This window comes from Rhizobium sp. NFACC06-2 (genome assembly GCF_900101425.1).
Lineage (GTDB): Bacteria > Pseudomonadota > Alphaproteobacteria > Rhizobiales > Rhizobiaceae > Agrobacterium > Agrobacterium leguminum.
Map to the genome: position 1 here is coordinate 196,439 of NZ_FMVA01000004.1, position 25,795 is coordinate 222,233.

The window sequence follows — 25,795 nt, forward strand, 5'->3', positions numbered from 1 at the left end:
CTTGGCACCCCCAATTTTGAAACTCGATGACATCAAGCTGACCTTCGGCGTGACCCCGCTGCTCGATGGCGCCAATCTCCAGGTGGAACCGGGCGACCGCATCTGCCTTGTCGGGCGCAACGGGTCCGGCAAGTCCACCCTGATGAAGATCGCCGCGGGTCTGGTCGAGGCACAGTCGGGCGAGGTTTTCCGGCATCCGGCCGCCACCATCCGTTATCTGGAGCAGGCCCCGGATTTTGCCGGTTACGACACGGTTCAGGCCTATGCCGAAGCGGGGCTCGGACCCGGTGACGATCCCTATCGCGTCACCTATCTTCTGGAGCATCTCGGTCTCACCGGGCAGGAACATCCGGCGAGCCTTTCCGGCGGTGAAGCGCGACGTGCCGCCCTTGCCCGCGTCATGGCGCCGGAACCCGATATTCTGATGCTGGACGAACCGACCAACCATCTCGATTTGCCCACCATCGAATGGCTTGAAAGCGAGCTGCAGCAGACGCGCAGCGCGCTGGTGCTGATTTCCCATGACCGGCGTTTTCTCGAAAAGGTCTCAACCTCGACCGTCTGGCTGGATCGTGGCCAGTCGCGCCGTCTCAATCGCGGTTTTGCCCATTTCGAGGAATGGCGCGACAAGGTGCTGGAAGAAGAAGAGTTGGAGCAGCACAAGCTCGGTAAGGCCATCGAGCGCGAAGAGCACTGGATGCGTTATGGCGTGACCGCAAGGCGCAAGCGCAACATGCGCCGCGTCGGCGAGCTTCAGGCCATGCGTGCGGAATATCGCGGCCACAAGGGACCTCAGGGCACGGTGCAGGCGACCGTTACCGAAGGACGTGAATCCGGCAAGCTGGTCATCGAGGCCGAGGCCATCACCAAGGCTTACGGCGAGCGCGTGATCGTCGCGCCGTTTTCGCTGCGCGTCCATCGCGGCGATTGCATCGGCTTCGTCGGCCCGAATGGAGCCGGTAAAACCACGCTTCTGAAGATGCTCACCGGCCAGCTGGAGCCCGATAGCGGCACGGTGAAGCTCGGCACCAATCTGGAAATCGCGACGCTCGACCAGAAACGCGAGGATCTCAATCCCAACGATACGCTCGCGCATTATCTGACCGATGGCCGCGGCGAAAATCTGCTGGTCAACGGCGAATTGAAGCATGTGACGGGCTACATGAAAGACTTTCTGTTCCAGCCGGAACAGGCTCGCACGCCGATCCGTAACCTTTCCGGCGGCGAGCGCGCGCGCCTTATTCTGGCACGCATTCTGGCGCGGCCGACCAATCTTCTGATCCTCGACGAGCCGACCAACGATCTGGATATCGAAACGCTCGATCTGCTGCAGGAAATCGTTGCGGGCTTTTCCGGCACTGTTATCCTCGTCAGCCACGACCGCGATTTCCTCGACCGCACCGTCACCTCCACCATCGCGCCCGTCAATCCGGATCAGCCGGACGGACGATGGATCGAATATGCCGGTGGCTATTCGGACATGATGGCGCAGCGCAAGGGTGCGGCCGAAGAAAAACGCAAGGCTGAGAAACAGGAAAAGGCGAAGGCCGCACCTTCGGCCTCTGCATCGCAGGATCCTTCAAAGGCCAAGGGCAAGCTTTCCTTCAAGCAGAAATTCGCGCTCGAAAATCTTCCGAAGGAGATGGAAAAGGCGCAAAGCGAAATCGCAAAACGCGAGCAGCGCATGGCCGATCCGGAGCTTTTCACAAAGGACCCGGCGGCCTTCAACACACTCGCGCAGGAAATGTCGAAGCTGCGCGACAAGCTGGAGGCCATGGAAGAAGAATGGCTGGAACTGGAAATGCTGCGCGAGGAACTGGAGGGCTGAAGGCAATCAGTTCCCCGTTTGACCGGTCCTCCTTCGGCCTTTGACAGAAAGGCAGAATTGCCGTTCTATGCCGGCGTTCGTTTGGAGGAGTTGTGAAAATGCGCATGATTTTCGTCAATCTGCCGGTCAAGAATATCGAGACATCAAGGAACTTCTTCACTGCTCTCGGTTTCAGCTTCAACCCGGAATATTCGGATGACCGCACGCTCTGCATGATCGTGGAAGAGAATATCTTCGTGATGCTTCTCCAGGAGGGACGTTTCCGCGATTTCATCAACGGCGACATTGCCGACGCGACCCGAACCACCGAGGTTCTGACCTGTCTTTCCGCCGGAAGCAGGGAGGAAATCGACCGGATGATCGCCACGGCGCTTGCTTCCGGCGGCAGCGGCTGGAAGCCTGTTCAGGACCATGGCTTCATGTATGCCGGCAGCTTTCAGGATCCCGACGGGCACGTCTGGGAACTGGTGCATATGACGGAACAGGGCTGACCTCGGCCATCTTGCCAATAAGGGACGGCGGGACTACACCATCATCTTGATCTAACGGGGTGTCTTTTGCGCTTGGGTGCAAAAGGCTGAGAGGCTTGCCAACCCGAAGAACCTGATCCGGTTCATACCGGCGGAGGGATTAGACGGCTTTAACGCAGGCGGCTATTTCCCGATCGTTTTTTTGAGGAGATACCCGTGCGCCGTCGTCTTTTCCTGAATTCTCTCTTTGCCGCCTCGCTGTTTCTGCCCGGTCTTGCCGTCGCACAGGATAGACAGGAACTGACCGTCTACACCTATGAAAGCTTCGTTTCCGAATGGGGTCCCGGTCCCAAGGTGAAGGAGGCCTTCGAGAAGGTTTGCAACTGCACGGTCAATTTCGTCGGCGTGGCCGATGGCGTGGCGCTGCTCAATCGTCTGAAGCTTGAAGGGGCGGGGTCCAAGGCGGATGTCGTGCTTGGCCTCGACACCAATCTTGTCGCGGAAGCAAAACAGACCGGTCTATTCGATGTCAGCGGCATCGATGCATCGGCGGCCAAAGTGCCGGGCGGCTACACGGACGATGTTTTCATTCCCTATGATTACGGCCATTTCGCTGTCATCTATGATACGCAGACGGTGAAAAGCCCGCCGACGAGCCTGAAAGACCTCGTGGAAGGCGACCCCTCGCAGAAAGTCGTCATTCAGGATCCGCGCACCTCCACGCCGGGGCTTGGCCTTCTGCTATGGGTGAAATCGGTTTACGGCGATAAGGCCCCGGAGGCCTGGGAAAAGCTCAGGAAGCGCATTCTCACCGTTACGCCGGGCTGGTCGGAATCCTATGGCCTCTTCACCAAGGGTGAGGTGCCGATGGTGCTCTCCTACACCACCTCGCCCGCCTATCACATGGTCGCTGAAAAAACGGATCGTTATCAGGCCGCCGCCTTTTCCGAAGGACATTACATCCAGATCGAGGTTTCCGGTCTCCTCAAAAACGCGCCGCACAAGGAACTGGCAAAGCAGTTCCTGGCTTTCACGCTGACATCCGGTTTTCAGGATGCCATTCCGGAAAATAACTGGATGATGCCGGTTGCGGCAACCTCGAAGCCCTTGCCGGAGGCGTTTTCGAAACTCGTGGTGCCGCAGAAGACTTTTCTGATGGATCCGGAAGAGGTGGCGAAGAACCGCAAGGCATGGATCGATGAATGGCTTGCCGCCATGAGCATGAATTGAGGAAGAGGCACACCCGCGCATGATGCTGCGTCGCGATTACCGGCGGTCGATCATTTTCGGAACGGCGGCTTTTGCCGCCGTTTTCCTGTTCATGGCGCTCGCGGCTGCGGCTCTCCTGTCCTTTGATGCCGGCGCGTCCGCTGCCGGCATCATGGATGCCTATACGCTGCGCATTCTGCGTTTCACGCTTTATCAGGCAACGCTTTCCACCCTTCTTTCCATTGTTCTCGGCCTGCCGGTGGCGCTGGCGCTTTGTCGTCGGCGCGAGTTTCCGGGAAGGATCTGGATCATCAGGCTGATGGCGGTACCGATGGGTCTGCCTGTCATCGTTGGCGCCTTCGGTATCATAACCATCTGGGGCAGGCAGGGCGTTTTGAATTCGGCACTCGTTTTTGCCGGGGCGGATGAACCTCTCAGCATTTACGGCCTGTCTGGCATTCTTATTGCCCATGTGTTTTTCAATCTGCCGCTTTCGGTGCGGCTGATGCTGGCCGGGCTGGAGCGCATTCCGGGCGAATATTGGCGCATGGCGGCGAGCCTCGGCATGGGGCCGATTTCGATTTTCCGTTTTATCGAATGGCCGGCGGTCGCGCGTCTCGTTCCCGGCATTGCCGGGCTTGTCTTCATGCTGTGCGCCACCAGCTTCACGCTCGTTCTTCTGTTGGGCGGCGGGCCGGCAGCAACGACGCTGGAGGTGGCGATCTATCAGGCGCTGCGGTTCGATTTCGATCCGCAGCGGGCGATTGCGCTTTCGGTTTTGCAGATTGCCCTCACCGCAATTCTGCTCGGCCTTCTTGCCTTTTTGCCGTCGCCCGAAGCGGAAATTCCCTCGCTTGGCCGTTCCCTTCGCCGTTTCGACGGAAAGGGAATCGGTGCCCGCCTCTGGGATGGCGCGGCAATCGTGTTCGCTGTTCTGCTGATCGGCCTGCCGCTTGTCGCCATAGCAGTCTCAGGTTTGAGGGCCGATCTGCTACGCCTTCTGTCCGCGCCGATTTTCCTGCGCGCGGCGGCGACCAGTCTTGCAATCGCCGCACTATCCGCAGCCCTTGTCGTGCTTTGCTGCATGGCTATCATCGGCGCACGCCAGGCGATAGGCTCCAGACGGCAGGCGGGGCAACCCCTGCGCTTCCTCTCCGCCATGCTGGGGGCAGGGTCTTCGCTGGTGCTTTTGGTGCCCCCAGTCGTATTGGGAAGCGGATGGTTCCTGTTATTGCGGGTTTTCGGCGATGCCAGCTTCTATGCGCCGGTCCTCGTGGCGCTGATCAATATGCTGATGGCTTTGCCGCTTGCCATGCGGGTGCTGGAGCCGGCCTGCACCAGTCATTTCTTGCGCACCGGCCGACTTTCCGCCAGTCTCGGGCTTCAGGGTCTGGCGCGGCTGCGGTTCGCCGATCTTCCGGTTCTGTGGCGACCGCTGGCCATGGCGTTTTCCTTCGCCATGGCCCTGTCTCTCGGCGATTTAGGTGCGGTTGCCCTGTTCGGATCGGAAAGTTTCGTCACCCTGCCATGGCTGGTTTACAGCAATATGGGCAGCTATCGTACCAATGATGCCGCCGGTTATGCCTTCCTTCTCGGTATCGTCTGCCTGCTGCTTGCCGCAGGCGGCGTTGCACGGCAATCCCAATCAGCAAGGGCGAGCATATGACAGGCGATGATTTTGCCGTTGAACTGGACAAGGTCAGGCTGCGGCTTGGAACACAGGATTTCGACCTCGATTGCACATTACCGCAGGGCCGGATAATTGCCGTCGTCGGCGCGTCCGGTTCGGGCAAGTCGACGCTTCTCAACCTCGTCGCCGGTTTCGAGGCGCCGGATTCCGGCCGCGTGATGATCGGCGGGCAGGACATGACGGCGCTCGATCCTTCGGAAAGACCGGTCTCATCGATCTTCCAGGATAATAATCTGTTTGCGCATCTCGATATCTTCACCAATGTCGCTCTCGGTGTCAGCCCCGCGCTGAAGTTGCGGGTGGAAGACCGGGAAGGGATTGAGATGGCGCTTGCACGTGTCGGTCTGACGGGTTTCGACAAACGTTTGCCGGGCACGCTTTCCGGCGGAGAAAGGCAGAGGGCGGCGCTGGCGCGTGCGCTGGTCAGAAAAAAACCGGTCATGCTGCTCGACGAGCCCTTTGCGGCACTCGATCCGGGGCTGCGGGCGGGTATGACGTCGCTGCTTCTCGACTTGCATGGAGAAACAAAAAACACGGTGATTATTGTCACCCACCATCCCGAAGACATAAAGAAGCTGGCGCAGCAGGTGGTTTTTCTTGATCGCGGCCGGGTTGTCTATGTCGGCTCGACCGCAGATTTCTTCGCCACACAAAATGTGAAGGCGGTGGACAGTTTTCTGAACGGGTGATCGCCTTATTTTCGACGTGTGCCGCTGGCAATCGCTTTAGATGACTTCAATGGCGCTAATTTGCACTTGCCAGTTTCAAGTTGTTGCCCGAGAAAAGATGGGAATTATTGCGTTTTTCAGGAATATTCCGGACTTGATGGATCGTTTTTACCGTTTCGGCATTCATCGCCCGTTGGGGCGAATCTGTTATTCTGGTCTGCAATTAACGGATGATCAGGAACGTTAGGGGCAGGCATAGAGAATGAGAAATAGCATGACTGCACAGTGGAGGCTCTTCTCCCGTTCAGGCCTTCGCCGTTCGGGCAGGATGGCTGCAGCCTGTTCCCTGCTGACCGCGTCTGCGGTGTTCCTGTCGTCGTGCCAGTCTCTCTTCAGCCCGGCCTACCAATCCACCCTGCGCCCGTCGGATAATCCGCAGACCGTGGAAGAGGTGCAGAAAAATGATCCCCGCGCCCAGATGGGCGCTCGCGAGCATCCGCGCATCGTGGCGAGTTATGGCGGTGAATATCGCGACGCCAAGACGGAACGGCTTGTCGCCCGTATCGCCGGTGCTCTGACCGCCGTTTCGGAAAATCCGCAACAGTCTTACCGCATCACTATTCTCAACTCGCCGGCCATCAACGCCTTTGCGCTGCCGGGCGGATATCTTTACGTGACGCGCGGGCTTCTGGCGCTTGCCAACGATGCTTCGGAAGTGGCCGCCGTGCTTTCGCATGAGATGGGCCATGTCACCGCCAATCATGGCATCGAACGCCAGCGCCGCGAAGAGGCGGAGGTGATTGCCAGCCGCGTGGTTGCCGAAGTGCTGTCGAGCGATCTCGCCGGCAAGCAGGCGCTTGCGCGCGGCAAGCTGCGGCTTGCGGCCTTTTCGCGCCAGCAGGAATTGCAGGCGGATGTGATCGGCGTGCGGATGCTGGGCGAGGCCGGTTACGACCCCTTTGCCTCGCCGCGTTTCCTGGATTCCATGGCGGCCTATGCGCGGTTTTCTTCGGCTGATCCCGAAAACGACCAGAGCCTCGACTTCCTTTCCAGCCACCCCAACACGCCGCAACGCATCGAGCTTGCGCGCCGTCATGCCCGCGCCTTCGGCCAGGACGGCCAGGTCGGCGATCGTGGTCGCGACTGGTTTCTGGATGGCATAGACGGTCTACTTTATGGCGATAGCCCGCAGGAAGGTTATGTCCGCGGCCAGACATTCCTGCACGGAACGCTCGGCATTCGTTTCGATGTGCCGGAAGGTTTCCTTATCGACAACAAGGTCGAGGCCGTTCTGGCGACGGGACCGGGCGATATGGCCATCCGTTTCGATGGTGTCGCCGATCCGAAACAGACGAGCCTTGCCAATTACCTGACCAGCGGCTGGGTTGCCGGCCTGTTGCCGGAAACAGTCAAGGAAACCCAGATCAATGGTCTGGAGGCCGCGACAGCCCGGGCAAGTGCGGATAAATGGGATTTCGACGTGACCGTCATTCGTGTCGGCCAGCAGATATTCCGTTTCCTGACCGCCGTGCCGAAGGGCAATACGCAGCTCGATTCCATCGCCAATACATTGCGCACCAGCTTCCGCAAGATGACGCCGCAGGAAATCGCCTCGCTGAAGCCGCTGAGGGTGCGGGTGGTGACGGTGAAGCCCGGTGAAACCGTGGCGACGATGGCGGCGCGGATGATGGGAACCGACCGGAAGCTCGACATGTTCCGCATGATCAATGCCATGAGCGCCACGGCCACCATTCAGCCGGGGCAGCGGGTGAAGATCATTTCGGAATAAACAAAAACCTCGGATCGCTCCGAGGTTCTGTGTTCAAGCCATCATCCGGCAATCATTGCCACTCACGCACGTCGACGAAATGACCAGCGATTGCCGCCGCCGCCGCCATGGCGGGGGAGACGAGGTGGGTGCGGCTCTTATAGCCCTGACGGCCCTCGAAATTGCGGTTCGAGGTGGAGGCGCAGCGTTCGCCGGGTTTCAGGCGGTCGTCATTCATGGCAAGGCACATGGAGCAGCCTGGCTCGCGCCATTCGAAACCGGCTTCGAGGAAAATCTTGTCCAGACCTTCCTTTTCCGCCTGTTCCTTCACGAGACCGGAGCCGGGCACGATCATGGCCGAAACGGTGGGAGCCACCTTGCGGCCGTCAACAATTTTCGCCGCCGCGCGTAAATCCTCGATGCGGCCATTGGTGCACGAGCCGATGAAGACACGGTCGATGGCGATATCGGTGATGCGCGTGCCGGGCTTCAGGCCCATGTAGTCAAGCGCACGCCACTTGGAAGCGCGCTTGTTTTCTTCCTCGATATCATCGGGATTGGGAACAATGCCTTCAACGGAGGTCACGTCTTCGGGAGACGAGCCCCAGGAGACGATGGGCGGCAGGTTGGCTGCATCCAGCACCACGACCTTGTCGTAATGGGCGCCTTCGTCGGATTTCAGCGTTTTCCAATAGGCGATGGCCTGTTCCAGCGTTTCGCCCTTTGGCGAGCGCGGCTTGTCCTTGATGTAATCGAAGGTGGTTTCGTCAGGTGCGATAAGACCTGCACGGGCGCCGCCCTCAATGGTCATGTTGCAGACCGTCATGCGGCCTTCCATGGAGAGCGAGCGGATCGCCTCGCCGGCAAATTCGATGACGTGGCCGGTGCCACCGGCCGTGCCGATCTCGCCGATAATGGCGAGGATGATATCCTTGGCGGTAACGCCATCAGGGATTTTGCCATCGACACGCACCAGCATGTTCTTGGCTTTCTTCTGGATCAGCGTCTGTGTCGCCAGAACGTGCTCCACTTCCGAGGTGCCGATGCCGTGCGCCAGTGCGCCAAAGGCGCCGTGGGTCGAGGTGTGGCTGTCACCGCAGACGATCGTCATGCCCGGCAGGGTGAAGCCCTGTTCGGGGCCGACGATGTGAACGATGCCCTGGCGTTTGTCGCGCTCGGAATAATATTCGACGCCGAAATCCTTGGCGTTCTGCGCAAGCGCTTCCACCTGAATGCGGCTCTCCTCGTTCTTGATGCCTTCCAGCCGGTCGGCCGTGGTCGGAACGTTATGGTCGACCACGGCAAGCGTGCGGGCAGGCGAGTGCACAGGCCGGCCGGCCATGCGCAGGCCTTCGAAGGCCTGCGGGCTCGTCACCTCATGGACGAGGTGACGGTCGATGTAGAGAAGACAGGTTCCGTCCGGGTCACGATTGACGACGTGGTCGTCCCAGATCTTGTCATATAAGGTGCGGGGTGCGCTCATGGCTCTATGCCTTGTCATGGAAAAGGGTAATCAGGGTTCAGAAAGGCGTGGACAGCGGTGCTGTCAGGCGAGCCTAAGTCGGCTGGTGAGCGCCCCGGAAACGCGCGCAAAGAACCGTGCCGGCAGACGCTTGTGGTCCTGCAGCACATAAACATTCTGCGCGAGACATCCGAATTTAGATCCCATGGCAGCCTTCATACCAGATCGCCGGTTTTACGGCAATATCAATGCGCATAGCACGGAACGCGACGGTCCGGCATTTTTCTATGTGCACTGCATCACGGCTGAAGGCCCGCAACAGGCCTGCCCTGGTGGGGTTCTCCAATGGTCATGATGCAATGCAACTTGCGTATTTTGCGACGCACATATAGATGGGTTCCCTTATCATTTGCGTTTCGGCGAGAAATCGAAGGGAGGGAAAAGCATATGGTATCCGAAAAAGCCCTTATCTCGAAGATCACCTGGCGGCTGATGCCGTTTCTTGGCCTTCTCTATCTCATCGCCTATATCGACCGCCAGAATGTCAGCTATGCCAAGCTGCAGATGGTGGATGCGCTGAGCCTCAGCGAATATGCCTATGGTCTTGGCGCTTCGCTGTTCTTCATCGGTTACTTCATCTTCGAAGTGCCGAGCAACCTGTTCCTCAACCGTTTCGGCGCCAGCAAATGGTTTGCCCGCATTCTGGTTTCCTGGGGTGCCGTCACCATCGCGCTTGCCTATACGCAGAACGCCACGATGTTTTACATCTTGCGCTTCCTGCTCGGGCTTTGCGAAGCGGGTTTCTTCCCCGGCGTATTGTTCCTCATGACGCTCTGGTTCCCGCGCGATTATCGCGGCCGCATGATCGGCCTGTTCATGATTTTCAGCGCGCTTGCCAATGCCATCGGCGCACCGCTCGGTGGCATGCTGCTCGATCTGGATGGTTTCCTCGGTTATGCCGGATGGGAATGGGTATTCCTCGCCACGGGTATCCCGGCCGTTATCGCCGGTATCGTCACCTTCTTCTATCTCGATGATACGCCGGAAAAGGCGAAGTTTCTGACGCAGGATGAGAAAACCTGGTTGAAGAACCGGCTGGCTGAAGAAAACAAGGGCATGGAAGAGCATGCAGAGGACGGCTTCAAGGCGCTGGTCAATCCGCGCGTTCTGTTCATGTCGCTCTGCTATGTCGGCTTTCCGCTGGCGGCCTATGGTCTCAGCTACTGGCTTCCGACCATCGTGAAGAGCTTCGGCGTTTCCAATACCGCCAATGGCTTCATCAACATCATCCCCTGGGTGATCGTGGCCGTCGCCCTGTTCGTTGTGCCCCTGGCCGCCGACAAGGCAAAGAACAAGACGCCCTATATCGTCGGTCCTGCCTTCATCGGCGCCTTTTGTCTGTTGATGTCGGCATTGCTGAGCGATCCAGTCTTGCAGTTCGCCTTCCTCTGCATCGCCGCCGCAGGCATCTTTGCCGGCCAGCCGGTGTTCTGGAGCCTGCCGGGCCGTTTCCTCAAGGGAGCAGGTGCGGCCGCCGGCATCGCCGCGATCAATTCCGTCGGCAATCTGGGTGGCTTCGTGGCGCAGAACGTGGTGCCCTGGATCAAGGATCAGACCGGCAGCACCATTGCGCCGATGTTCTTCCTTGCCTTCTGCTTGGCGCTTGCCGGGGTGCTGGTCATCATCGCAACGCGTAGAATGGGCACTCAGGCCAAGGCTGCCTGACTTTGGAAGATTGCGACGGCTGCCACGAGTGTCGGCGGTCGCATACATAAAAAATCGTGGCCCGGATGTTTCCGGGCCACGATCATTTTAAGCGGCAAATAATGAATTCTCTTTCAGAGAATTACGCGGTGAACCAGTCGCTACCGGTCAGGTGAACACCGGCGACAACGATCTTTTCGCCCTTGTGCTCGCCAGTGACGTTGTAGGTGAGGACAGTGTCGCTATCGATCGTCGACACCGCCCAGTTGTCGATTACCGTGCCGACCAGCTTGAGCTTGTCCACGGCGGCGTTGAAGCCTTCAATGCTGTCGGTGGCGATGCTCTTGGCCATGTCGCCGAGATTGAAGACAAAGGTATCGGCGCCACCGCTTGCCTTGATGTTGTCGATGCCCTTGCCGCCCGTCACCAGCGATGAAGCGAGGTTCACGCCGCTCAGGTCGATCGTATCGTTTCCGGCGCCCGCATCGATCTTGACGGAGGTGAAGCTGCCATCCGTTACGCCAGCGCCGCCGTTCACAACGTTGGTGCCTCCGGCCACACCGCCAGCACCTGCACTATTGAGTGCAGTCCCAGCCTTCACGGTGATCGAATCGTTACCGGCACCCGTGTCGATGTTGAAGGCGTTGACCCAAGCCTTGTCGTTCGAAACGACGGAGACGTTGACCGTGTCATTGCCTGCGCCAGTCGAGATGTTGCCACGCTTGGCATTGATAACTTCCAGGGTGGACGAGCCGGTGCCGCCGAGATGAACGTCGACCTGAACGAAATCCTTGAAGGTAAGGTTCTCAGAAGTGTCGGACTGGGCGAGAGCGTTCTTTACCGAGTTCCATGCTGACGATACGTCAAATTTGAAGCCATTCGAGGAAGCGTCGTAGCCAACGTCAACCGTACCGCCTGCACCGGTGCCGGGGACCGCTACAGCGCCGACGTTGACGCTGCCGGATTCCATCGAGGACCCGTTCTTCACCTGGGCGGTCGATTCCGTGAGGAGCTTATAAGCTTCCTGGTCGATGAGGGAGGTAAGCGAGGAAACCGAAGCGGCGCCGCCATTACCAAAAGTTACTTTTAACGCCATTTTAAACTCCTAAAAATCTTTGAGAAATCGATGAATTAAAATTAAGTTTCTGCTAATTATTGCGGGTGATATTTAATACATAAAAAACCATAATACAATATAAGAAAAATCATTTGTTTAAAAAATCACGTATTTGGTGTATTGGAAAATTATACCCATACTATTGCCTATCGTACTATACTATTCCTGAACAAACGTCTTTCTGAGCCTGTCCTGGAATGGTTTAACAAAATAGGAGAGAACGCTCCTCTCGCTGGTCTGGATAAACACTTCAGCCGGCATGCCGGGATACAACCTCCCGCCAGGCAGGTGCGCGGTGCCGGCTTTGTCGGGTTTGATGTGCAGCACGTAATAGGATGTGCCAGTTCTGGAATCCGTCTGCAGATCGGGGGCGACGACAGCGACTTGCGCGCTCAAATCCGGCGTCGTGCTTTGATTGAACGCCGTGAAACGAATGGTGACCGGCTGCCCGACGTAAATCTGATCGATGTCTCGTGGGGTTATATTGGCCTCGATGGCAAGCTCATCCTGCTCCGGCACCACCAGCATCAGCACTTCACCCGGTTGAATGACGCCATTTATATTGTGCACCGAGAGCTGGTAGATGCGACCGGCAATTGGTGAGCGGATGTCGAGGCGATCCAGCTGGTCGCGCGTTGCCGCCAGCCGCTCTTCATATTCCGCGACGGTCGCTTCGATCGATGTCAGATCTTTCGTGACTTCCGATTTGCGGTCTTCATCGAGCTGAAGCAATTGCAGGTCCAGTTCGCTCAGCTTGCCCACCGTCTGTGCCCGGGCGGCGATATATTGGCCCTGCTGACCTTCGAGATTGGAAAGCTGGCGCTTGAGGAGATTGAGGCGCTGAAGTGTGACAAGCCCTTTTTTGAAAAGCTCGTCCGTCTTGGAAACATCTTCCTTTACAATGGCGAGCTCATTGTCCGTCGCCTCCACCTGCACCTCGAGGCCGCGTGCCTCGTCGGCGAGTTGGTCCTTGCGTGTTCCCAGCTGCTTTTTCATGCCGATCAAGGCGTTGCGACGGCTGTTGAAAAGGTTCTGTTCGCTATCGATAAAGGTCTTGGCCGCCTTCGAACTCGTCAGTGCCGCCAGATCTTCCTGCACAGTGAAAGACGGCGCCTCGGCAATTTCCGCACGCAGACGAGCCCGACGAGAATAAAGCTGCGCAAGCGTATTTTCGACGATTGAGAGGTTCGCCTGCACGACAGTGGCGCTTAGCCGCAACAGGACCTGACCGGCCTCGACCCTGTCGCCTTCGGCGACATTGATCTCGCTGACGATGCCGCCGGAAAGATGCTGGATTTTCTTGGAGTTGCCTTCAACGACAACCCGCCCGGTCGCCACCACTGCGCCGGCAAGCTTTGCAAAAGCCGCCCAGCCGCCCAATCCGACCAGCAGGCCAAGGGCGAGAACGACCACTGCGGTCGAGTGCCTGAGAATGGACGCATTCGTCATACCGGGTTTTTCCGCCTCAACCATTTTCGCTCACCCGGTTTTCAATCTTGCGCGTTTCTTCCTCCTCGGGCACCTGGCGGATGTTCTGCCGCAGGATTTGCGCGAGCACCTCCTCCTTGGTGCCAAAGCGCAGCATTCTGCCGTTGCTCATCACCATCACCAGATTGACGCTTTCGATGGCGCTGGGGCGATGGGCAATGACGACGACAATGCCGCCACGCGCCCTGATGTCGCCAATGGCATTGCGCAAGGCCGCTTCGCCTTCCCTGTCAAGATTGGAGTTCGGCTCATCGAGAAGGACGAAGAAGGGTTCGCCAAACAGCGCGCGGGCAAGGCCGATGCGCTGTTTCTGACCGCCCGACAAGGCCTCGCCACGGTCGCCAATATAGGTATCGTAACCGTTGGGCAGGTTGAGGATCAGCTCATGCACCTGCGCGGCCTTGGCTGCGGCGACAACCGCTTCCGCTGTCGCATCGCGGTCGAAGCGCGCGATATTCTGCGCCACGGTTCCGGGCATCAGCTCCACCTGCTGGGGCATGTAGCCGATGGATTTGCCGAGAAACTCGAAATCCCACTGGTTGAGCGCGGCCCCATCGAAGCGGACGGAACCGCGTTCATAGGGCCAGATGCCGGTCATCAAGCGTGCCAGCGTGGATTTGCCCGAGGCGCTTGGGCCGATGATGCCGAGGCCATCGCCGGCGTTCAGCGTGAAGGAAATATCGGCGACTGTATCGCGCGCGCCATTGGGTGGCCCACCCGTTACCCGATCAACGGCAACGGTATATTTCGGGCGGGGCAAGGAGAGCGGCGGCGAGGGTTCGGGCACCAGTTCCAGGAACTCGTTGACGCGTTTCCAGCCCTGTCTTGCGGTCATGAAGCTGCGCCAGTTTGCAATCGCATGTTCGACAGGGCCGAGCGCCTTTGCGGAGAGGATCGAGCCTGCGATGATGCTGCCCGCCGATGCATTGCCGTCGATGACGAGAACTGCGCCGATGGCCATGACGCCGGATTGCAGCAACAGGCGGAAGGTTCGCGACATGGCGCCGAGCATGCCGGCGGTATCGGATGTCGACAGGGTGATGGCGCGGTATCTGGAGTGTAGCTCGTCCCACATGGATGTCACCGCCCCCATCATGCCCATGGTCTTGATGGATTCGATGTTGCGCTGGCTGCTGCCGACAAGGACGTTTCTTTGCCCTCGTGCGGTATAAGCCTGCTTTGTCGCCCGTTCGGTCAGCCAGTTCGTAAGAAGCGTCAGCACGATGAGAACTATGGCTCCGCCGAGCACAGCGAACCCGATCCACGGATGCAGGGCAAAACAGATCAGCAGATAGATGGGCAGCCAGGGAATGTCGAAAAAGGCCGCCGGGCCCGGTCCCGAGAGGAACTGGCGGATCTGATCGAGATCGCCGACGATCTGCAGCCCATCGATCTTTCCCGAGGCGAGGAGCGGCGCACTGATCGACGCCCTGAAAAGCTTCTGATTGAGCGCGTCGTCCATATTGTCCGAAATGCGCGCCAGTATGCGGCCTCGCAGCGCGTCGAACCCCATCAGAAACGCGTAGAGAACGATCAGGAGAACGACCAGTGCCACAAGGGATGGAATGCTCTTGCTTGGCAAAATGCGGTCGTAAACTTCCAGCATGAAAAGCGAGCCGGAAAGATTAAGAATGTTCATCAACGCGCTGGCGAGACCAACGGCGAAAAAAGCGGACTTATTTTTTGTTAAAAAAGAATTAAATAAAAACATAATAACACCTGAAACAGCAAGAAAATCGCACAATAAATGCAATTAGGCAATGCTGTTCGAGGATGGGCTAAAACACTCGAGCAAGAAATCAGGCAGGCATTTGTCGCCGGTCGAAATTTGCCACATCTTTCCGCAAAGGAAATGATTGAAAGAGCTTCGGTATTCTGCGGCCAGCCAATGCTCGCCAAACGCGGCTTTCAAGCCGCATGCGTGCTTTGTTTCGTTATATCCACGCAACAAAAAAGGCGGCCCGAAGACCGCCTTTTGATCAATCCATCGAAATGGAAATCTTATTCTGCTGTGGCTTCCGCAGCCTTTGCTGCTTCTTCCGCTGCCTTGGCTTCTGCGGCTTCTGCTGCTGCCTTCTCGGCGGCGAGAGCCTGTGCTGCTGCTACCTTTTCGGCTTCCAGACGTGCCTTCTCGTCGGCAAGTGCCTGACGCTCGGACTCGTTCAGCTTGCGGGCGCGCGTACCGGTGTTCTCAACGATACGGGCAGCCTTGCCGCGACGGTCGCGCAGGTAGTAGAGTTTCGCGCGGCGAACCTTACCGCGGCGAACGACTTCAACGCCTTCGACCAGCGGGGAGTAGATCGGGAATACGCGCTCGACGCCTTCGCCGTAGGAAATCTTGCGAACGGTGAAGCTTTCGGAAAGACCGCCGCCGGAACGGGCGATGCAAACGCCTTCGTAAGCCTGAACGCGGGTACGGTTACCTTCGGTAACGCGCACGTTGACGCGCAGGGTGTCGCCCGGAGAAAACTCGGGCAGGGTGCGCTTTGCTTCGATCTTGGCGGCCTGTTCGGCTTCCAGCTGCTGAATGATGTTGGTCATGTTAACCTCTGATTTCTTCTGAAACAGCCAGAGCGCTCAACGGTTCGTCTGTCGGTCAATGCCTCCAGACCATGCCTTTCGGCAGGAGCGGGTTCGCCATTCTTTGCTTTCGGTTGGGATATTTCCCATTTCCACGCGGGCACATACACGAGGATGCGCCGTTTGTCATCCCTTTCATGACAATATTTTATCAATTACGCGCCGCGTTCCGGCAGTTGCGAAGCGGCGCGCTGGCGGATATGGCATGAGAACCTTGGGAGGGGCCATGTCCGTATTCGTTATTCTCATGCTGTTCGCCACCGGCTTTCTGTCGGGTGTCGTCAATGCAATTGCCGGCGGCGGCACCTTCCTGACCTTCGGGGCGATGACGCTGGCCGGTCTGCCACCCATCGTCGCCAACGCCACGTCAGCCATCGTGCAGTTTCCGGGCTACATCACCTCCGTGATCGCCTATGGGCCGGAAATCCGCGCCCACTGGCGGGAGGCGATCCTTTTGTCGGGCATTTCAGTCGTCGGCGGGCTGGCCGGATCGCTGCTGCTTTTGTCGCTCGACAATCCTTCCTTCCGTCAGCTCGTGCCATGGCTGCTTCTTGTGGCCACCGCCGTTTTCGCTGCCGGCCCATGGCTGCGGCCGAAGGCGAGCGCCGAACGTTCGCCCGGAAATCTGCCGAGCCTCGTCTTTCAGGGTCTCGCTTCCGTCTATGGCGGGTTTTTCGGCGCCGGCATGGGCATCATGATGCTGGCCATCCTCGGAATAACCTCGGGCGGCAGCTATCATCATCTGAACGCGCTGAAAAACCTCTTGTCAGTCGTGATCGCCGTCATCGCAATCACGATCTTCGTCAGCGGTGGCGTCGTTTCCTGGTGGGCGGCGCTCATCATGTTCCCCGCGGCCGCACTTGGCGGCTATGTGGGCGTGCATACGGCACGACGGGTGCCGCAGTGGATTATCCGCTGGCTGGTGATCGCCGTCGGGCTGGTGCTGACCGCCTATTATTTCGTTTCAGCCTGAGCCTTTACCAGAAGGTCCGGGCGTCTCTCCTTCGTCAACGCCAGCGCCCGCTCGTGCCGCCATTTGTCGATGACGGCGTGGTTGCCAGAGGTGAGAACGGCCGGAATATCGCGGCCTTCCCAGACCTGCGGGCGGGTATAGTGCGGATGTTCCAGCAGTCCGCCCTCGAAGCTTTCATGCACGCCGGAAAGATCGTTGCCCATGACGCCCGGCAGGATGCGGACGATGGCATCAAGAAGCGTCAGCGCCGCCGGCTCACCGCCGGAGAGGATGTAATCGCCGATCGACACTTCCTCCAGCCCGCGCGCCTCGATCACCCGCTGGTCGACGCCTTCGAAACGGCCGCAGACGATGATCGCGCCTTCTCCGGCCGCCAGTTCACGCACACGGTTTTGCGACAGCGGCTTGCCGCGCGGGCTCATCAGCAGCCGCGGCCGTGTGTCGCCATCCGAAACATGGTCGATGGCCGCCGCCAGAACGTCGGGCTTTAGCACCATGCCGGCGCCGCCGCCTGCCGGCGTGTCATCGACGCTTCTATGTTTGTCGGTGGCGAATTCGCGAATCTGTACGGCGTCCAGCGACCATTGCCCCCGCTCGAGCGCCTTGCCTGCCAGAGAATATCCGAGATGCCCCGGAAACATTTCCGGGTAGAGCGTCAGAACGGTAGCCTTGAAGGTCATGACTTTATTTCTTGCCGAACGGCGATGCGCCGGTTTCGTCCTTGTCGTCAGGATTGTCGATCAGGCCGGCGGCCATCGGATCGATGAGAATGCGACCGGCTTCGAGGTCGATTTCCAGCACCGCTGCTTCCGAAAAGGGAATGAGGGCGGGGCGGCGGCCTGCACCTTTCAGCTCCAGCAGATCACCTGCGCCGAAATCATAGACGGCGCTGACGGCGCCGTAACTTTTGCCATCGGCATCGACGGCTTCCAGCCCTTCGAGGTCGGCATAATAAAACTCGTCATCGTCAAGCTCGTCGTCGGGCAGATTGTCACGCTCGATGAACAGTTCCAGCCCATTCAGGCTTTCCGCCGCATTGCGGTCGTTGATGCCCCTGAAACGAACGACGACGACGTTCTTGCCCTCGCGCACTTCCAGAATTTCGAAAACGCGGCCATCGGCGGTAAAAAGGTTGCCATAATCGCCAAGCGCCATCGGATCGGCCGTATAGGTGCTGACACGGACTTCGCCGCGCAGGCCCTGTGCGCCGCCGATCTTTGCCATGAGTACCGGGTTTTCCAGCTTTGCCATCGGGCCGTCCGTCTTCTGGTGTTGGTTGCGTCAGCTTTACGGTTTGTTGACGCCAAAATAAACAAAAAACGGGCGGCATGGAAAACCACGCCACCCGTTCTTCAAAAGTTTCCGTGCAGATTATTCTGCAGCAGAGGCTTCCGCAGCAGCAGCGGCTGCATCTTCAGCCTTCTGCTTCTTTTCAGCGATACGCTCGAGAGCGCGCTTGCCCGGCTTTGCCTTTTCCGGGTTGCTGCGAGCGGCGCGCTCGGCAAGGCCGGCTTCTGCGAGGAAGCGCAGAACGCGGTCGGTCGGCTGTGCGCCCTTGGCGATCCATTCCTTGATGAGGTCAGCCTTCAGCTCAACGCGCTGCGGGTTGTCCTTGCCGAGCATCGGGTTCCAGGAACCGACCTTCTCGAGGAAACGGCCGTCGCGGGGCGAACGGGCGTCAGCAACGACGATCTGGTAATACGGGCGCTTCTTGGAACCACCGCGTGCGAGACGAATTTTCAGTGCCATGTTATTTACTCCTTAGGATGGCTTGTCCGCCGTTCAGGCGGTCTTTTCGGTGCCGCCATGTTCGGCGGCGATTGCTTCATGATGCCGGATGACTTCCTTGATGATGAAGTTCAGGAACTTCTCGGCGAAATCCGGGTCCAGATTGGCATCCTTCGCCAGGCGGCGAAGGCGTTCGATCTGGTATTCCTCGCGCGCCGGATCAGCCGGCGGCAAATTGTACTTTGCCTTCAGCACGCCCACCGCCTTGGTACAGCGGAAACGTTCGGCAAGAATGTGAACCAGTGCGGCATCGATATTGTCGATCGACTGGCGGTATTCGGAAAGCTGGGCTTTCACCTCTGCATTGTTCATTGGTGTCCCCCTCACTTCTTTTTCGGAAAGCCGGGCAGGCCCGGCATGCCGCCAAGACCCGGCAGCTTGGCGCCACCCAGACCCGGCAATCCGCCCGGCAGACCGCCAAGACCGGGCATTGCGCCCGGCTTGCCGAGACCGGCGGCTTCAGCCTGCTTCTGGAGCGCCTCGAGCTGCTTCGGATCGATGTTCGACAGGTCAGGCATGCCGCCGCCAAGGCCACCGAGGCCCATCTTGCCGGCAAGGCCGCCCATCATCTGCTTCATGATGCCGCCTTTGCCCTTGCCGCCCATGGCCTTCATCATGTCAGCCATGCCGCGATGCATCTTCAAGAGCTTGTTGATTTCAGCGGCATCCGTGCCGGAACCGGCGGCGATGCGCTTCTTGCGGCTGTGTTTAAGAATGTCCGGATTGGCGCGCTCGGCCTTGGTCATGGAGGAGATGATGGCAATCTGGCGGTCGAACATCTTGTCGTTCATGCCAGCCGAAGCCATCTTGTCCTTCATGCCCGCCATGCCGGGCATCAGCCCCATGATGCCGCCCATGCCGCCCATCTTCTTCATCTGGGCAAGCTGGTCGGAGAGATCGTTGAGGTCGAACTTGCCCTTGGCCATTTTCTCGGCCATGGCGCGGGCTTTTTCCGCATCGATGTTTTCGGCGGCCTTTTCGACCAGCGAGACGATGTCGCCCATGCCGAGAATACGGTCGGCAATACGGCGCGGATGGAACTCGTCGAGTTCGTTCATCCGCTCGCCAATACCGATCAGCTTGATCGGCTTGCCGGTGACGGCACGCATGGAGAGAGCCGCACCGCCGCGTCCGTCGCCATCCATACGGGTCAGCACGAGGCCGGTGATGCCGACGCGCTCATCGAAGTTGCGCGCCAGATTGACGGCGTCCTGACCGGTCAGCGAATCCGCGACCAGCAGGATTTCATGCGGGTTGGACTTCTTCTTGATGTCGGCCATTTCCAGCATCAAGGGTTCGTCGATATGGGTACGGCCGGCGGTGTCGAGAATGACGACGTCATGGCCGCCGAGTTTGGCGGCCTGTACGGCGCGGGCGGCAATATCGGTCGGCGACTGGCCGGCGATGATCGGCAGCGTATCGATGCTCGTCTGGACACCGAGCTGGCGAAGCTGTTCCTGGGCGGCCGGACGACGCGTGTCGAGAGATGCCATCAGCACCTTCTTCTTATCGCGGTCGGTCAGGCGCTTGGCGATCTTGCCGGTGGTCGTGGTTTTGCCCGAGCCCTGCAGACCCACCATCATGATGACGACGGGGGCGGGGGCGTTGAGATCGATGGAGACGCCTTCGGTGCCGAGCATCTCGACAAGCTCGTCATGCACGATCTTGACGACCATCTGGCCGGGTTTGATCGACTTCAGGACGGCGGCACCAACAGCCTTTTCACGCACCCTGTCGGTGAAGGAACGCACGACTTCCAGTGCAACGTCCGCTTCCAAAAGCGCACGGCGAACCTCGCGCAGGGCGGCGGCAACATCAGCTTCCGTCAGCGCGCCACGGCCGGTCAGTCCATTCAGAATGGAACCAAGGCGGTCCTGGAGGTTTTCAAACATCGTTTCTTCCTTCTTCGTTCCGGGGTTTCCGAAACGTCGGTGCTTTCGCTGCCAAAAACAAGACGCAAAGCCAAAAAGCACCCGAGGGCGCATCGCGCTGTCGGGTGTTGACCTCCGGGATCTCTTTATACCTTTGCGGGTCCTGGTCGGCGGCTTGGAGTCATGAAACTGCCAGCTGATGGGCGGGATAAACAGGAAAGTGCGGGAAAAGTCAAGGCGGCACGGGTTTGCGGCCGAAAAGGCCCGCATTTCATCTTTGCGTGATTGACCGCAGGCGGCCATTGGCGGCGCTTGAACAGGGCCCTTTCGCTCCTTATACCTTTGTCATGAAACGTCGAAACTTCTTTCGTTTTTCCGCTCTTGGTCTGCTTGCTCTGGCGGGTGGGGGCCTCTATGCCCGCCGTTCGAACGCGAGCGCCTATTATAGCGGCCCGATCTCCGATCATTTCGACGGGGTACGCTTCTTCAATCCCGGCGGTTCGCCGCCCGGCAATTTCATGGGCCTTATGAAATGGCGCTTCAATGGCGAGCGCGCCACATGGCCGGAAAGCTATCCGAGCCCTTTTCCCTTCGCAAAACCGGAAGCCCGGATCGAAGGTAGGGATATGCGCGTCACTTTCGTCGGCCATGCCTCGTTTCTCATCCAGACGGCGGGGCTGAATATTCTCATCGATCCGGTGTGGTCGCAGCGCACCAGCCCGTTCAGCTTCGCCGGTCCCAAACGGGTCAATGCCCCCGGCATCCGTTTCGAGGACCTGCCGCCCATCGACCTGGTACTGGTGACGCATAATCACTACGACCATCTGGATATGGAAACGCTGAAGCGCCTGCATGTGGCGCACAAGCCGCTTTTCATCACGCCGCTTGGCAATGACGCCATCATCCGCACCGGTGTCGAGGCGGCCCGTATAGAGGTGGGGGACTGGGGCGATGTGATCGATGCCAGTGCGGTGAAAATTCACTTTGAGCCTTGCCACCACTGGTCGGCGCGCGGCCTGAATGACCGGCGGATGGCGCTCTGGGCGGCTTTCGTCATCGAAACGCCTGGCGGCAAGATTTACCATATCGGCGATACCGGCTTCCATGAGGGACTCAACTATCACGCCGCGCGCAAGAAGCATGGCGAGTTCCGCCTCGCCAACCTGCCCTTCGGCGCTTACGAGCCGCGCTGGTTCATGAAGGGCCAGCACCAGAACCCGGCGGAAGCCGTGGAAGGCATGAAGCTTTGCGGTGCGGCGCATGTCTGCGGGCACCATTGGGGTACGGTACAGTTGACGGATGAGGCCGTGGATGCGCCGCTTGCGGCCCTGAAGGTCGCATTGACAGAGCAGGGGGTGGAGGAGAGCCGTTTTCGGCCGATGCGCCCCGGTGAGGTCTTCGACGTGCCTTCCGCCTGATCGCTGCCGCGTTTGCGCCGTAACAGTCTGGTAATTTGCTGCCCTTTCCGCCATATAGGGCGAAAGCGCGGGGAAATCCCCTATGCAATCCGATTTTCAGGCGGTTTTCAGGTTTAGGGCAATGGTGGATACGGTCGAATTTGCGAAGATGAACGGGCTTGGCAACAAGATCCTCGTTGTCGACATGCGCGGCCGCAAGGATATGGTCACGCCGGAGGCGGCGATTGCGCTGAACGCCGATGCTGCCACACAGTTCGACCAGATCATGGCCATCCACGATCCGCGTGTCAGTGGCACGGATGCATTTATCGACATCCTCAATTGCGATGGCACGAAGGCGCAGGCTTGTGGCAATGGCACGCGCTGCGTGGTGCAGGCGCTGTCGTCCGAAACGGGCAAGACCAGTTTCACTTTCCAGACGGTGGCTGGCATCCTCAACGCCGTCGAACATGAAGACGGCATGATTTCCGTCGATATGGGCCTGCCGCGTTTCCGCTGGAGCGATATTCCGCTTTCGGAAGAGTTCCACGATACCAGCCGTATCGAATTGCAGATCGGGCCGATCGATGCGCCGATCCTGCATTCGCCGGCCGTGATGTCCATGGGCAATCCGCATGCGGTTTTCTGGGTGGATCGCGATCCGATGGAGTTCGATCTCGAGCGTTTCGGGCCACTGCTCGAAAATCACCCGATGTTCCCGGAAAAGGCCAATATCACGCTGGCGCAGGTGATTTCCGACAGCGCGCTACGCACCCGCACCTGGGAGCGCGGCGCTGGATTGACACTCGCCTGCGGTTCGGCCGCCTGCGCCTCAGCCGTTTCCGCTGCCCGCACGGGTCGCACCGGCCGGAAGGTCACTATCGATGTCGCCTCCAGCCCTATCCATGTGCCGCTGACCATCGACTGGCGCGAGGATAATCATGTCATCATGACCGGCCCGGCCGAATGGGAATGGTCGGGTTCCGTCGATCCCGTCACTGGCGCCTGGGCGCGCGATGCGGTCGAGCGGGGGGCTGTATGAGCGGCGTCGAGGTCATAACCTTCGGCTGTCGTCTCAACACCTATGAATCGGAAGTGATGCGGGCGGAGGCCGAAAAGGCCGGGCTTAACAATGCCGTGCTGGTCAATACCTGCGCCGTGACGGGTGAGGCGGTGCGTCAGGCACGCCAGGCCATCCGCCGGGCAAGGCGGGACAATCCGCATGCCCGTATCATCGTTACCGGCTGCGCCGCCCAGACCGAGAAACAGACCTTTGCCGAGATGCCCGAGGTGGATGCGGTGCTGGGCAATGAAGAGAAGCTGAAAAGCGCCTCCTATCGTGCGCTGCCGGATTTCGGCGTTTCGGCGGAAGAAAAGCTGCGCGTCAACGATATCATGAGCATCAAGGCGACCGCGCCGCAGATGGTCAAGCACATAGACGGGCATGTGCGCGCCTTTATTCAGGTGCAGAACGGCTGCGATCATCGCTGCACCTTCTGCATCATTCCCTATGGGCGCGGCAATTCTCGCTCCGTGCCGATGGGAGCCGTGGTGGATCAGGCGCGCAGGCTGACGGAAAGCGGTTATTGCGAGATCGTTCTGACGGGGGTGGATGCAACGAGCTATGGCGCGGACCTGCCGGGAGAACCTTCCCTCGGTTATCTTGCCAAGACATTGCTGAAGCAGGTGCCAGATATTCTGCGTCTGCGCCTTTCCTCCATCGACAGTATTGAGGCCGACCGCCATCTGATGGATCTGATTGCCGATGAGCCGCGTTTCATGCCGCATCTGCACCTGTCCCTCCAGCATGGCGACGACATGATCCTGAAACGCATGAAACGCCGCCATTTGCGGGCTGATGCCATTCGCTTCTGCAACGAGGTGCGATCACTCAGGCCCGATATCGCCTTCGGTGCGGATATGATTGCCGGTTTCCCGACCGAGACGGAAGAGATGTTCGAAAACGCCGCGACGCTTGCGGAAGAATGCGGCATTTCCAGCCTGCATGTCTTTCCCTACAGCCCACGTGCCGGCACGCCGGCGGCGCGCATGCCGCAGCTTGACCGGGCTTTGGTGAAGGAGCGGGCGGCGAGGCTTCGGGAGCGCGGCGAGGCGCTGAAGCTGGCGCATCTGCAAAATATGGTCGGTTCGGTGCAGACGATCCTCGTTGAAAACAACGGTTTTGCGCATACCGACAATTTCACGCTGGTGGAGGCGCCGCATCTTGCTCCGCGCACTCTTGCGCAGGTTGCGATTACCGGCCACAACGGCAAACATCTGAACATGAAGCTTCTGGCGGCGGATGCGGCCTGAGGCGGCACAAGAGAAAACACACGGGAACGACCATGGCCCTCGGCTTCATCAAAAAAGTCTTTTCGTTCGGCAAGGACAAGGCCGAAACGAATGAGCGGCCGCAAGAGGACGCCGCGCCTGAGCGCGGCAATGAAAACGCTTCCTTCGAAGCGGCGCTAAGCGACGCCGAAGCGCATGGCCCTGTCGATAAGGACCCGGTTTCCGAACTGGAGATGGAGACGGCCGGCGGACCAGCCCCGGACGAGGCGACGGACGTGGTCCTTCCCGAAGATGACGAGGAAGAGGACGCACCGCTTCTGCCCGGTGCCGAGCTTTCCGGCGATATGGGCGTGGTGCCGCTGTCGTTGCTACAGGCGGAAGCCGCCGCCGAAGAGCAGGCCGAATCTGCCGCCGAAGCAGCGGATGTCGTGCTGGATGCGGATGCGATGGATGCACTGCTTGACGAGGCCGAAGCCGCGACTGCCGCCGAGCCCTCCGTTATACCGCCAGCTCTACCAAAGGGTTTTTCGTCCGCCAGTGAGCGGCAGGAGCCTGCCCCTGCCGCACCACAGGCAAAACTGACATGGTTTCAGCGCCTGCGGGCCGGGCTTGCCCGCACATCGTCGCAGCTGACCACGCAGATTTCTGCGCTTTTCACCAAGCGCAAGCTGGATGAGGATACGCTCGATGAGCTGGAGGATCTTCTCATCCAGTCCGATCTCGGCGTCGAGACTGCCATGCGCATCACCGGCGCCCTGTCTTCCGAGCGTTACGGCAAGGATGTGAGCGGCGAGGATGTGGCGCGCATCATGGCGGGCGAGATCACCAAGGTCCTCAAGCCTGTCGCCAAACCGCTGGAACTCGATCTTTCACACAAGCCGCATGTCATTCTCGTTGTCGGCGTGAACGGTACGGGCAAGACGACGACCATCGGCAAGCTTGCCGCCAAGCTTTCCGGTTCGGGCCTCAAGGTCATGCTGGCGGCCGGCGATACGTTCCGCGCGGCGGCCATCGAGCAGCTCAAGATCTGGGCGGACCGCACCGGCTCGCAATTCATCGGCACCAAGCTTGGCGCAGATGCGGCCGGGCTTGCCTATGATGCCTATGAGCAGGCGCGGGCGCAGAAAAGCGATGTGCTCATCATCGATACGGCCGGCCGCCTGCAGAACAAGACGGAGCTGATGGCCGAGCTGGAAAAGATCGTGCGCGTGCTTGGCAAGCTCGATCCGGATGCGCCGCACACCGTGCTGCAGACGCTGGATGCGACGACCGGCCAGAACGCCATGAACCAGGTGGAAATATTCCGCAATGTCGCGGGTGTTTCGGGCCTGATTATGACAAAATTGGATGGCACGGCGCGGGGCGGTATCCTCGTTGCCATCGCTGCCAAACACAAGCTGCCGGTTTATTTCATCGGTGTGGGTGAAGGTGTTGATGATCTGGAGCCCTTCGAGGCGGAAGATTTCGCCAAGGCCATTGCGGGAGTTTGA

General features: G+C 59.3%; 22 protein-coding genes and 1 riboswitch. Of the genes, 12 read left to right on the forward strand and 10 right to left on the reverse strand.

Annotated features, from left to right (window positions below; translation table 11 throughout):
• The first annotated feature begins 1 nt into the window (after nt 1).
• From F3H58_RS09740 to F3H58_RS09770, 6 genes are all read left to right on the forward strand, one after another.
• Nucleotides 2-1,828: an ABC-F family ATP-binding cassette domain-containing protein gene (locus tag F3H58_RS09740; RefSeq protein WP_149742045.1), complete on the forward strand. Its 1,827-nt coding sequence runs from the start codon at nt 2-4 to the stop codon at nt 1,826-1,828.
• Between the two features lie 98 nt (nt 1,829-1,926).
• Complete coding sequence (locus F3H58_RS09745) at nt 1,927-2,319, forward strand: VOC family protein (RefSeq protein ID WP_003520331.1); 393 nt, start codon at nt 1,927-1,929, stop codon at nt 2,317-2,319.
• A 45-nt stretch (nt 2,320-2,364) separates the two neighbouring features.
• Nucleotides 2,365-2,475, forward strand: a riboswitch (TPP riboswitch).
• A gap of 39 nt (nt 2,476-2,514) precedes the next feature.
• Nucleotides 2,515-3,528 carry a thiamine ABC transporter substrate binding subunit gene (thiB, locus tag F3H58_RS09750; protein WP_149742046.1) on the forward strand — a complete coding sequence of 338 codons (1,014 nt, stop codon included), beginning with the start codon at nt 2,515-2,517 and terminating at the stop codon, nt 3,526-3,528.
• Nucleotides 3,529-3,547: 19 nt separating this feature from the next.
• Complete coding sequence (thiP, locus tag F3H58_RS09755; protein ID WP_149742047.1) at nt 3,548-5,173, forward strand: thiamine/thiamine pyrophosphate ABC transporter permease ThiP; 1,626 nt, start codon at nt 3,548-3,550, stop codon at nt 5,171-5,173.
• On the forward strand, nt 5,170-5,886 hold the full coding sequence (locus F3H58_RS09760) for a thiamine ABC transporter ATP-binding protein (RefSeq protein ID WP_149742048.1): 717 nt from the start codon (nt 5,170-5,172) through the stop codon (nt 5,884-5,886). The genes thiP and F3H58_RS09760 overlap by 4 nt, the downstream gene beginning before the upstream one ends.
• A gap of 307 nt (nt 5,887-6,193) precedes the next feature.
• Nucleotides 6,194-7,654, forward strand: coding sequence for a M48 family metalloprotease (locus F3H58_RS09770; protein WP_286169379.1), 1,461 nt, complete (start codon nt 6,194-6,196; stop codon nt 7,652-7,654).
• Between the two features lie 52 nt (nt 7,655-7,706).
• Here the strand turns inward: F3H58_RS09770 and leuC are convergent, their stop codons facing one another.
• Nucleotides 7,707-9,116 (reverse strand): 3-isopropylmalate dehydratase large subunit, encoded by a 1,410-nt coding sequence (gene leuC, locus F3H58_RS09775; RefSeq protein ID WP_003520336.1) that lies wholly within the window; start codon nt 9,114-9,116, stop codon nt 7,707-7,709.
• Between the two features lie 426 nt (nt 9,117-9,542).
• On the opposite strand from leuC, the gene F3H58_RS09785 reads away from it, so the two are divergent.
• A complete protein-coding gene (locus tag F3H58_RS09785; RefSeq protein WP_149742050.1) occupies nt 9,543-10,820 on the forward strand; it encodes an MFS transporter in 1,278 nt (425 codons plus the stop codon).
• Nucleotides 10,821-10,941: 121 nt separating this feature from the next.
• On the opposite strand, the gene F3H58_RS09790 is transcribed toward F3H58_RS09785, so the two are convergent.
• The 4 genes from F3H58_RS09790 to rplS all read right to left on the reverse strand — a co-directional run bounded on the left by F3H58_RS09790 (nt 10,942) and on the right by rplS (nt 15,945).
• Nucleotides 10,942-11,895 (reverse strand): rhizobiocin, encoded by a 954-nt coding sequence (locus tag F3H58_RS09790; RefSeq protein WP_149742051.1) that lies wholly within the window; start codon nt 11,893-11,895, stop codon nt 10,942-10,944.
• A 180-nt stretch (nt 11,896-12,075) separates the two neighbouring features.
• Complete coding sequence (locus F3H58_RS09795; protein ID WP_149742052.1) at nt 12,076-13,389, reverse strand: HlyD family type I secretion periplasmic adaptor subunit; 1,314 nt, start codon at nt 13,387-13,389, stop codon at nt 12,076-12,078.
• Nucleotides 13,382-15,115, reverse strand: coding sequence for a type I secretion system permease/ATPase (locus tag F3H58_RS09800; protein WP_149742053.1), 1,734 nt, complete (start codon nt 15,113-15,115; stop codon nt 13,382-13,384). The genes F3H58_RS09795 and F3H58_RS09800 overlap by 8 nt, the downstream gene beginning before the upstream one ends.
• Before the next feature lie 290 nt (nt 15,116-15,405).
• Nucleotides 15,406-15,945, reverse strand: coding sequence for a 50S ribosomal protein L19 (gene rplS, locus F3H58_RS09805; RefSeq protein WP_059759847.1), 540 nt, complete (start codon nt 15,943-15,945; stop codon nt 15,406-15,408).
• Between the two features lie 265 nt (nt 15,946-16,210).
• Between rplS and F3H58_RS09810 the strand changes: the two genes are divergently transcribed.
• Nucleotides 16,211-16,957: a sulfite exporter TauE/SafE family protein gene (locus F3H58_RS09810; RefSeq protein WP_149742054.1), complete on the forward strand. Its 747-nt coding sequence runs from the start codon at nt 16,211-16,213 to the stop codon at nt 16,955-16,957.
• On the opposite strand, the gene trmD is transcribed toward F3H58_RS09810, so the two are convergent.
• The 5 genes from trmD to ffh all read right to left on the reverse strand — a co-directional run bounded on the left by trmD (nt 16,939) and on the right by ffh (nt 20,637).
• On the reverse strand, nt 16,939-17,637 hold the full coding sequence (gene trmD / locus F3H58_RS09815) for a tRNA (guanosine(37)-N1)-methyltransferase TrmD (protein ID WP_149742055.1): 699 nt from the start codon (nt 17,635-17,637) through the stop codon (nt 16,939-16,941). The genes F3H58_RS09810 and trmD overlap by 19 nt on opposite strands.
• Nucleotides 17,638-17,641: 4 nt before the next feature.
• Nucleotides 17,642-18,208: a ribosome maturation factor RimM gene (gene rimM / locus F3H58_RS09820; RefSeq protein WP_149742056.1), complete on the reverse strand. Its 567-nt coding sequence runs from the start codon at nt 18,206-18,208 to the stop codon at nt 17,642-17,644.
• Nucleotides 18,209-18,328: 120 nt separating this feature from the next.
• Nucleotides 18,329-18,706: a 30S ribosomal protein S16 gene (rpsP, locus tag F3H58_RS09825; protein WP_003520510.1), complete on the reverse strand. Its 378-nt coding sequence runs from the start codon at nt 18,704-18,706 to the stop codon at nt 18,329-18,331.
• Between the two features lie 33 nt (nt 18,707-18,739).
• The gene (locus F3H58_RS09830) at nt 18,740-19,057 is read right to left on the reverse strand and encodes a chorismate mutase (protein ID WP_003492497.1); all 318 of its coding nucleotides are present in this window, start codon (nt 19,055-19,057) and stop codon (nt 18,740-18,742) included.
• 11 nt (nt 19,058-19,068) lie between these two features.
• The gene (gene ffh, locus F3H58_RS09835) at nt 19,069-20,637 is read right to left on the reverse strand and encodes a signal recognition particle protein (RefSeq protein WP_065656919.1); all 1,569 of its coding nucleotides are present in this window, start codon (nt 20,635-20,637) and stop codon (nt 19,069-19,071) included.
• Between the two features lie 326 nt (nt 20,638-20,963).
• On the opposite strand from ffh, the gene F3H58_RS09845 reads away from it, so the two are divergent.
• The 4 genes from F3H58_RS09845 to ftsY all read left to right on the forward strand — a co-directional run bounded on the left by F3H58_RS09845 (nt 20,964) and on the right by ftsY (nt 25,795).
• The gene (locus F3H58_RS09845; RefSeq protein WP_149742057.1) at nt 20,964-22,034 is read left to right on the forward strand and encodes an MBL fold metallo-hydrolase; all 1,071 of its coding nucleotides are present in this window, start codon (nt 20,964-20,966) and stop codon (nt 22,032-22,034) included.
• A gap of 121 nt (nt 22,035-22,155) precedes the next feature.
• Entirely contained in the window at nt 22,156-23,055 is a 900-nt protein-coding gene (dapF, locus tag F3H58_RS09850) for a diaminopimelate epimerase (protein ID WP_149742153.1), read from the forward strand.
• Complete coding sequence (gene mtaB, locus F3H58_RS09855; RefSeq protein WP_149742058.1) at nt 23,052-24,326, forward strand: tRNA (N(6)-L-threonylcarbamoyladenosine(37)-C(2))-methylthiotransferase MtaB; 1,275 nt, start codon at nt 23,052-23,054, stop codon at nt 24,324-24,326. The genes dapF and mtaB overlap by 4 nt, the downstream gene beginning before the upstream one ends.
• 32 nt (nt 24,327-24,358) lie before the next feature.
• Nucleotides 24,359-25,795 (forward strand): signal recognition particle-docking protein FtsY, encoded by a 1,437-nt coding sequence (ftsY, locus tag F3H58_RS09860; protein ID WP_149742059.1) that lies wholly within the window; start codon nt 24,359-24,361, stop codon nt 25,793-25,795.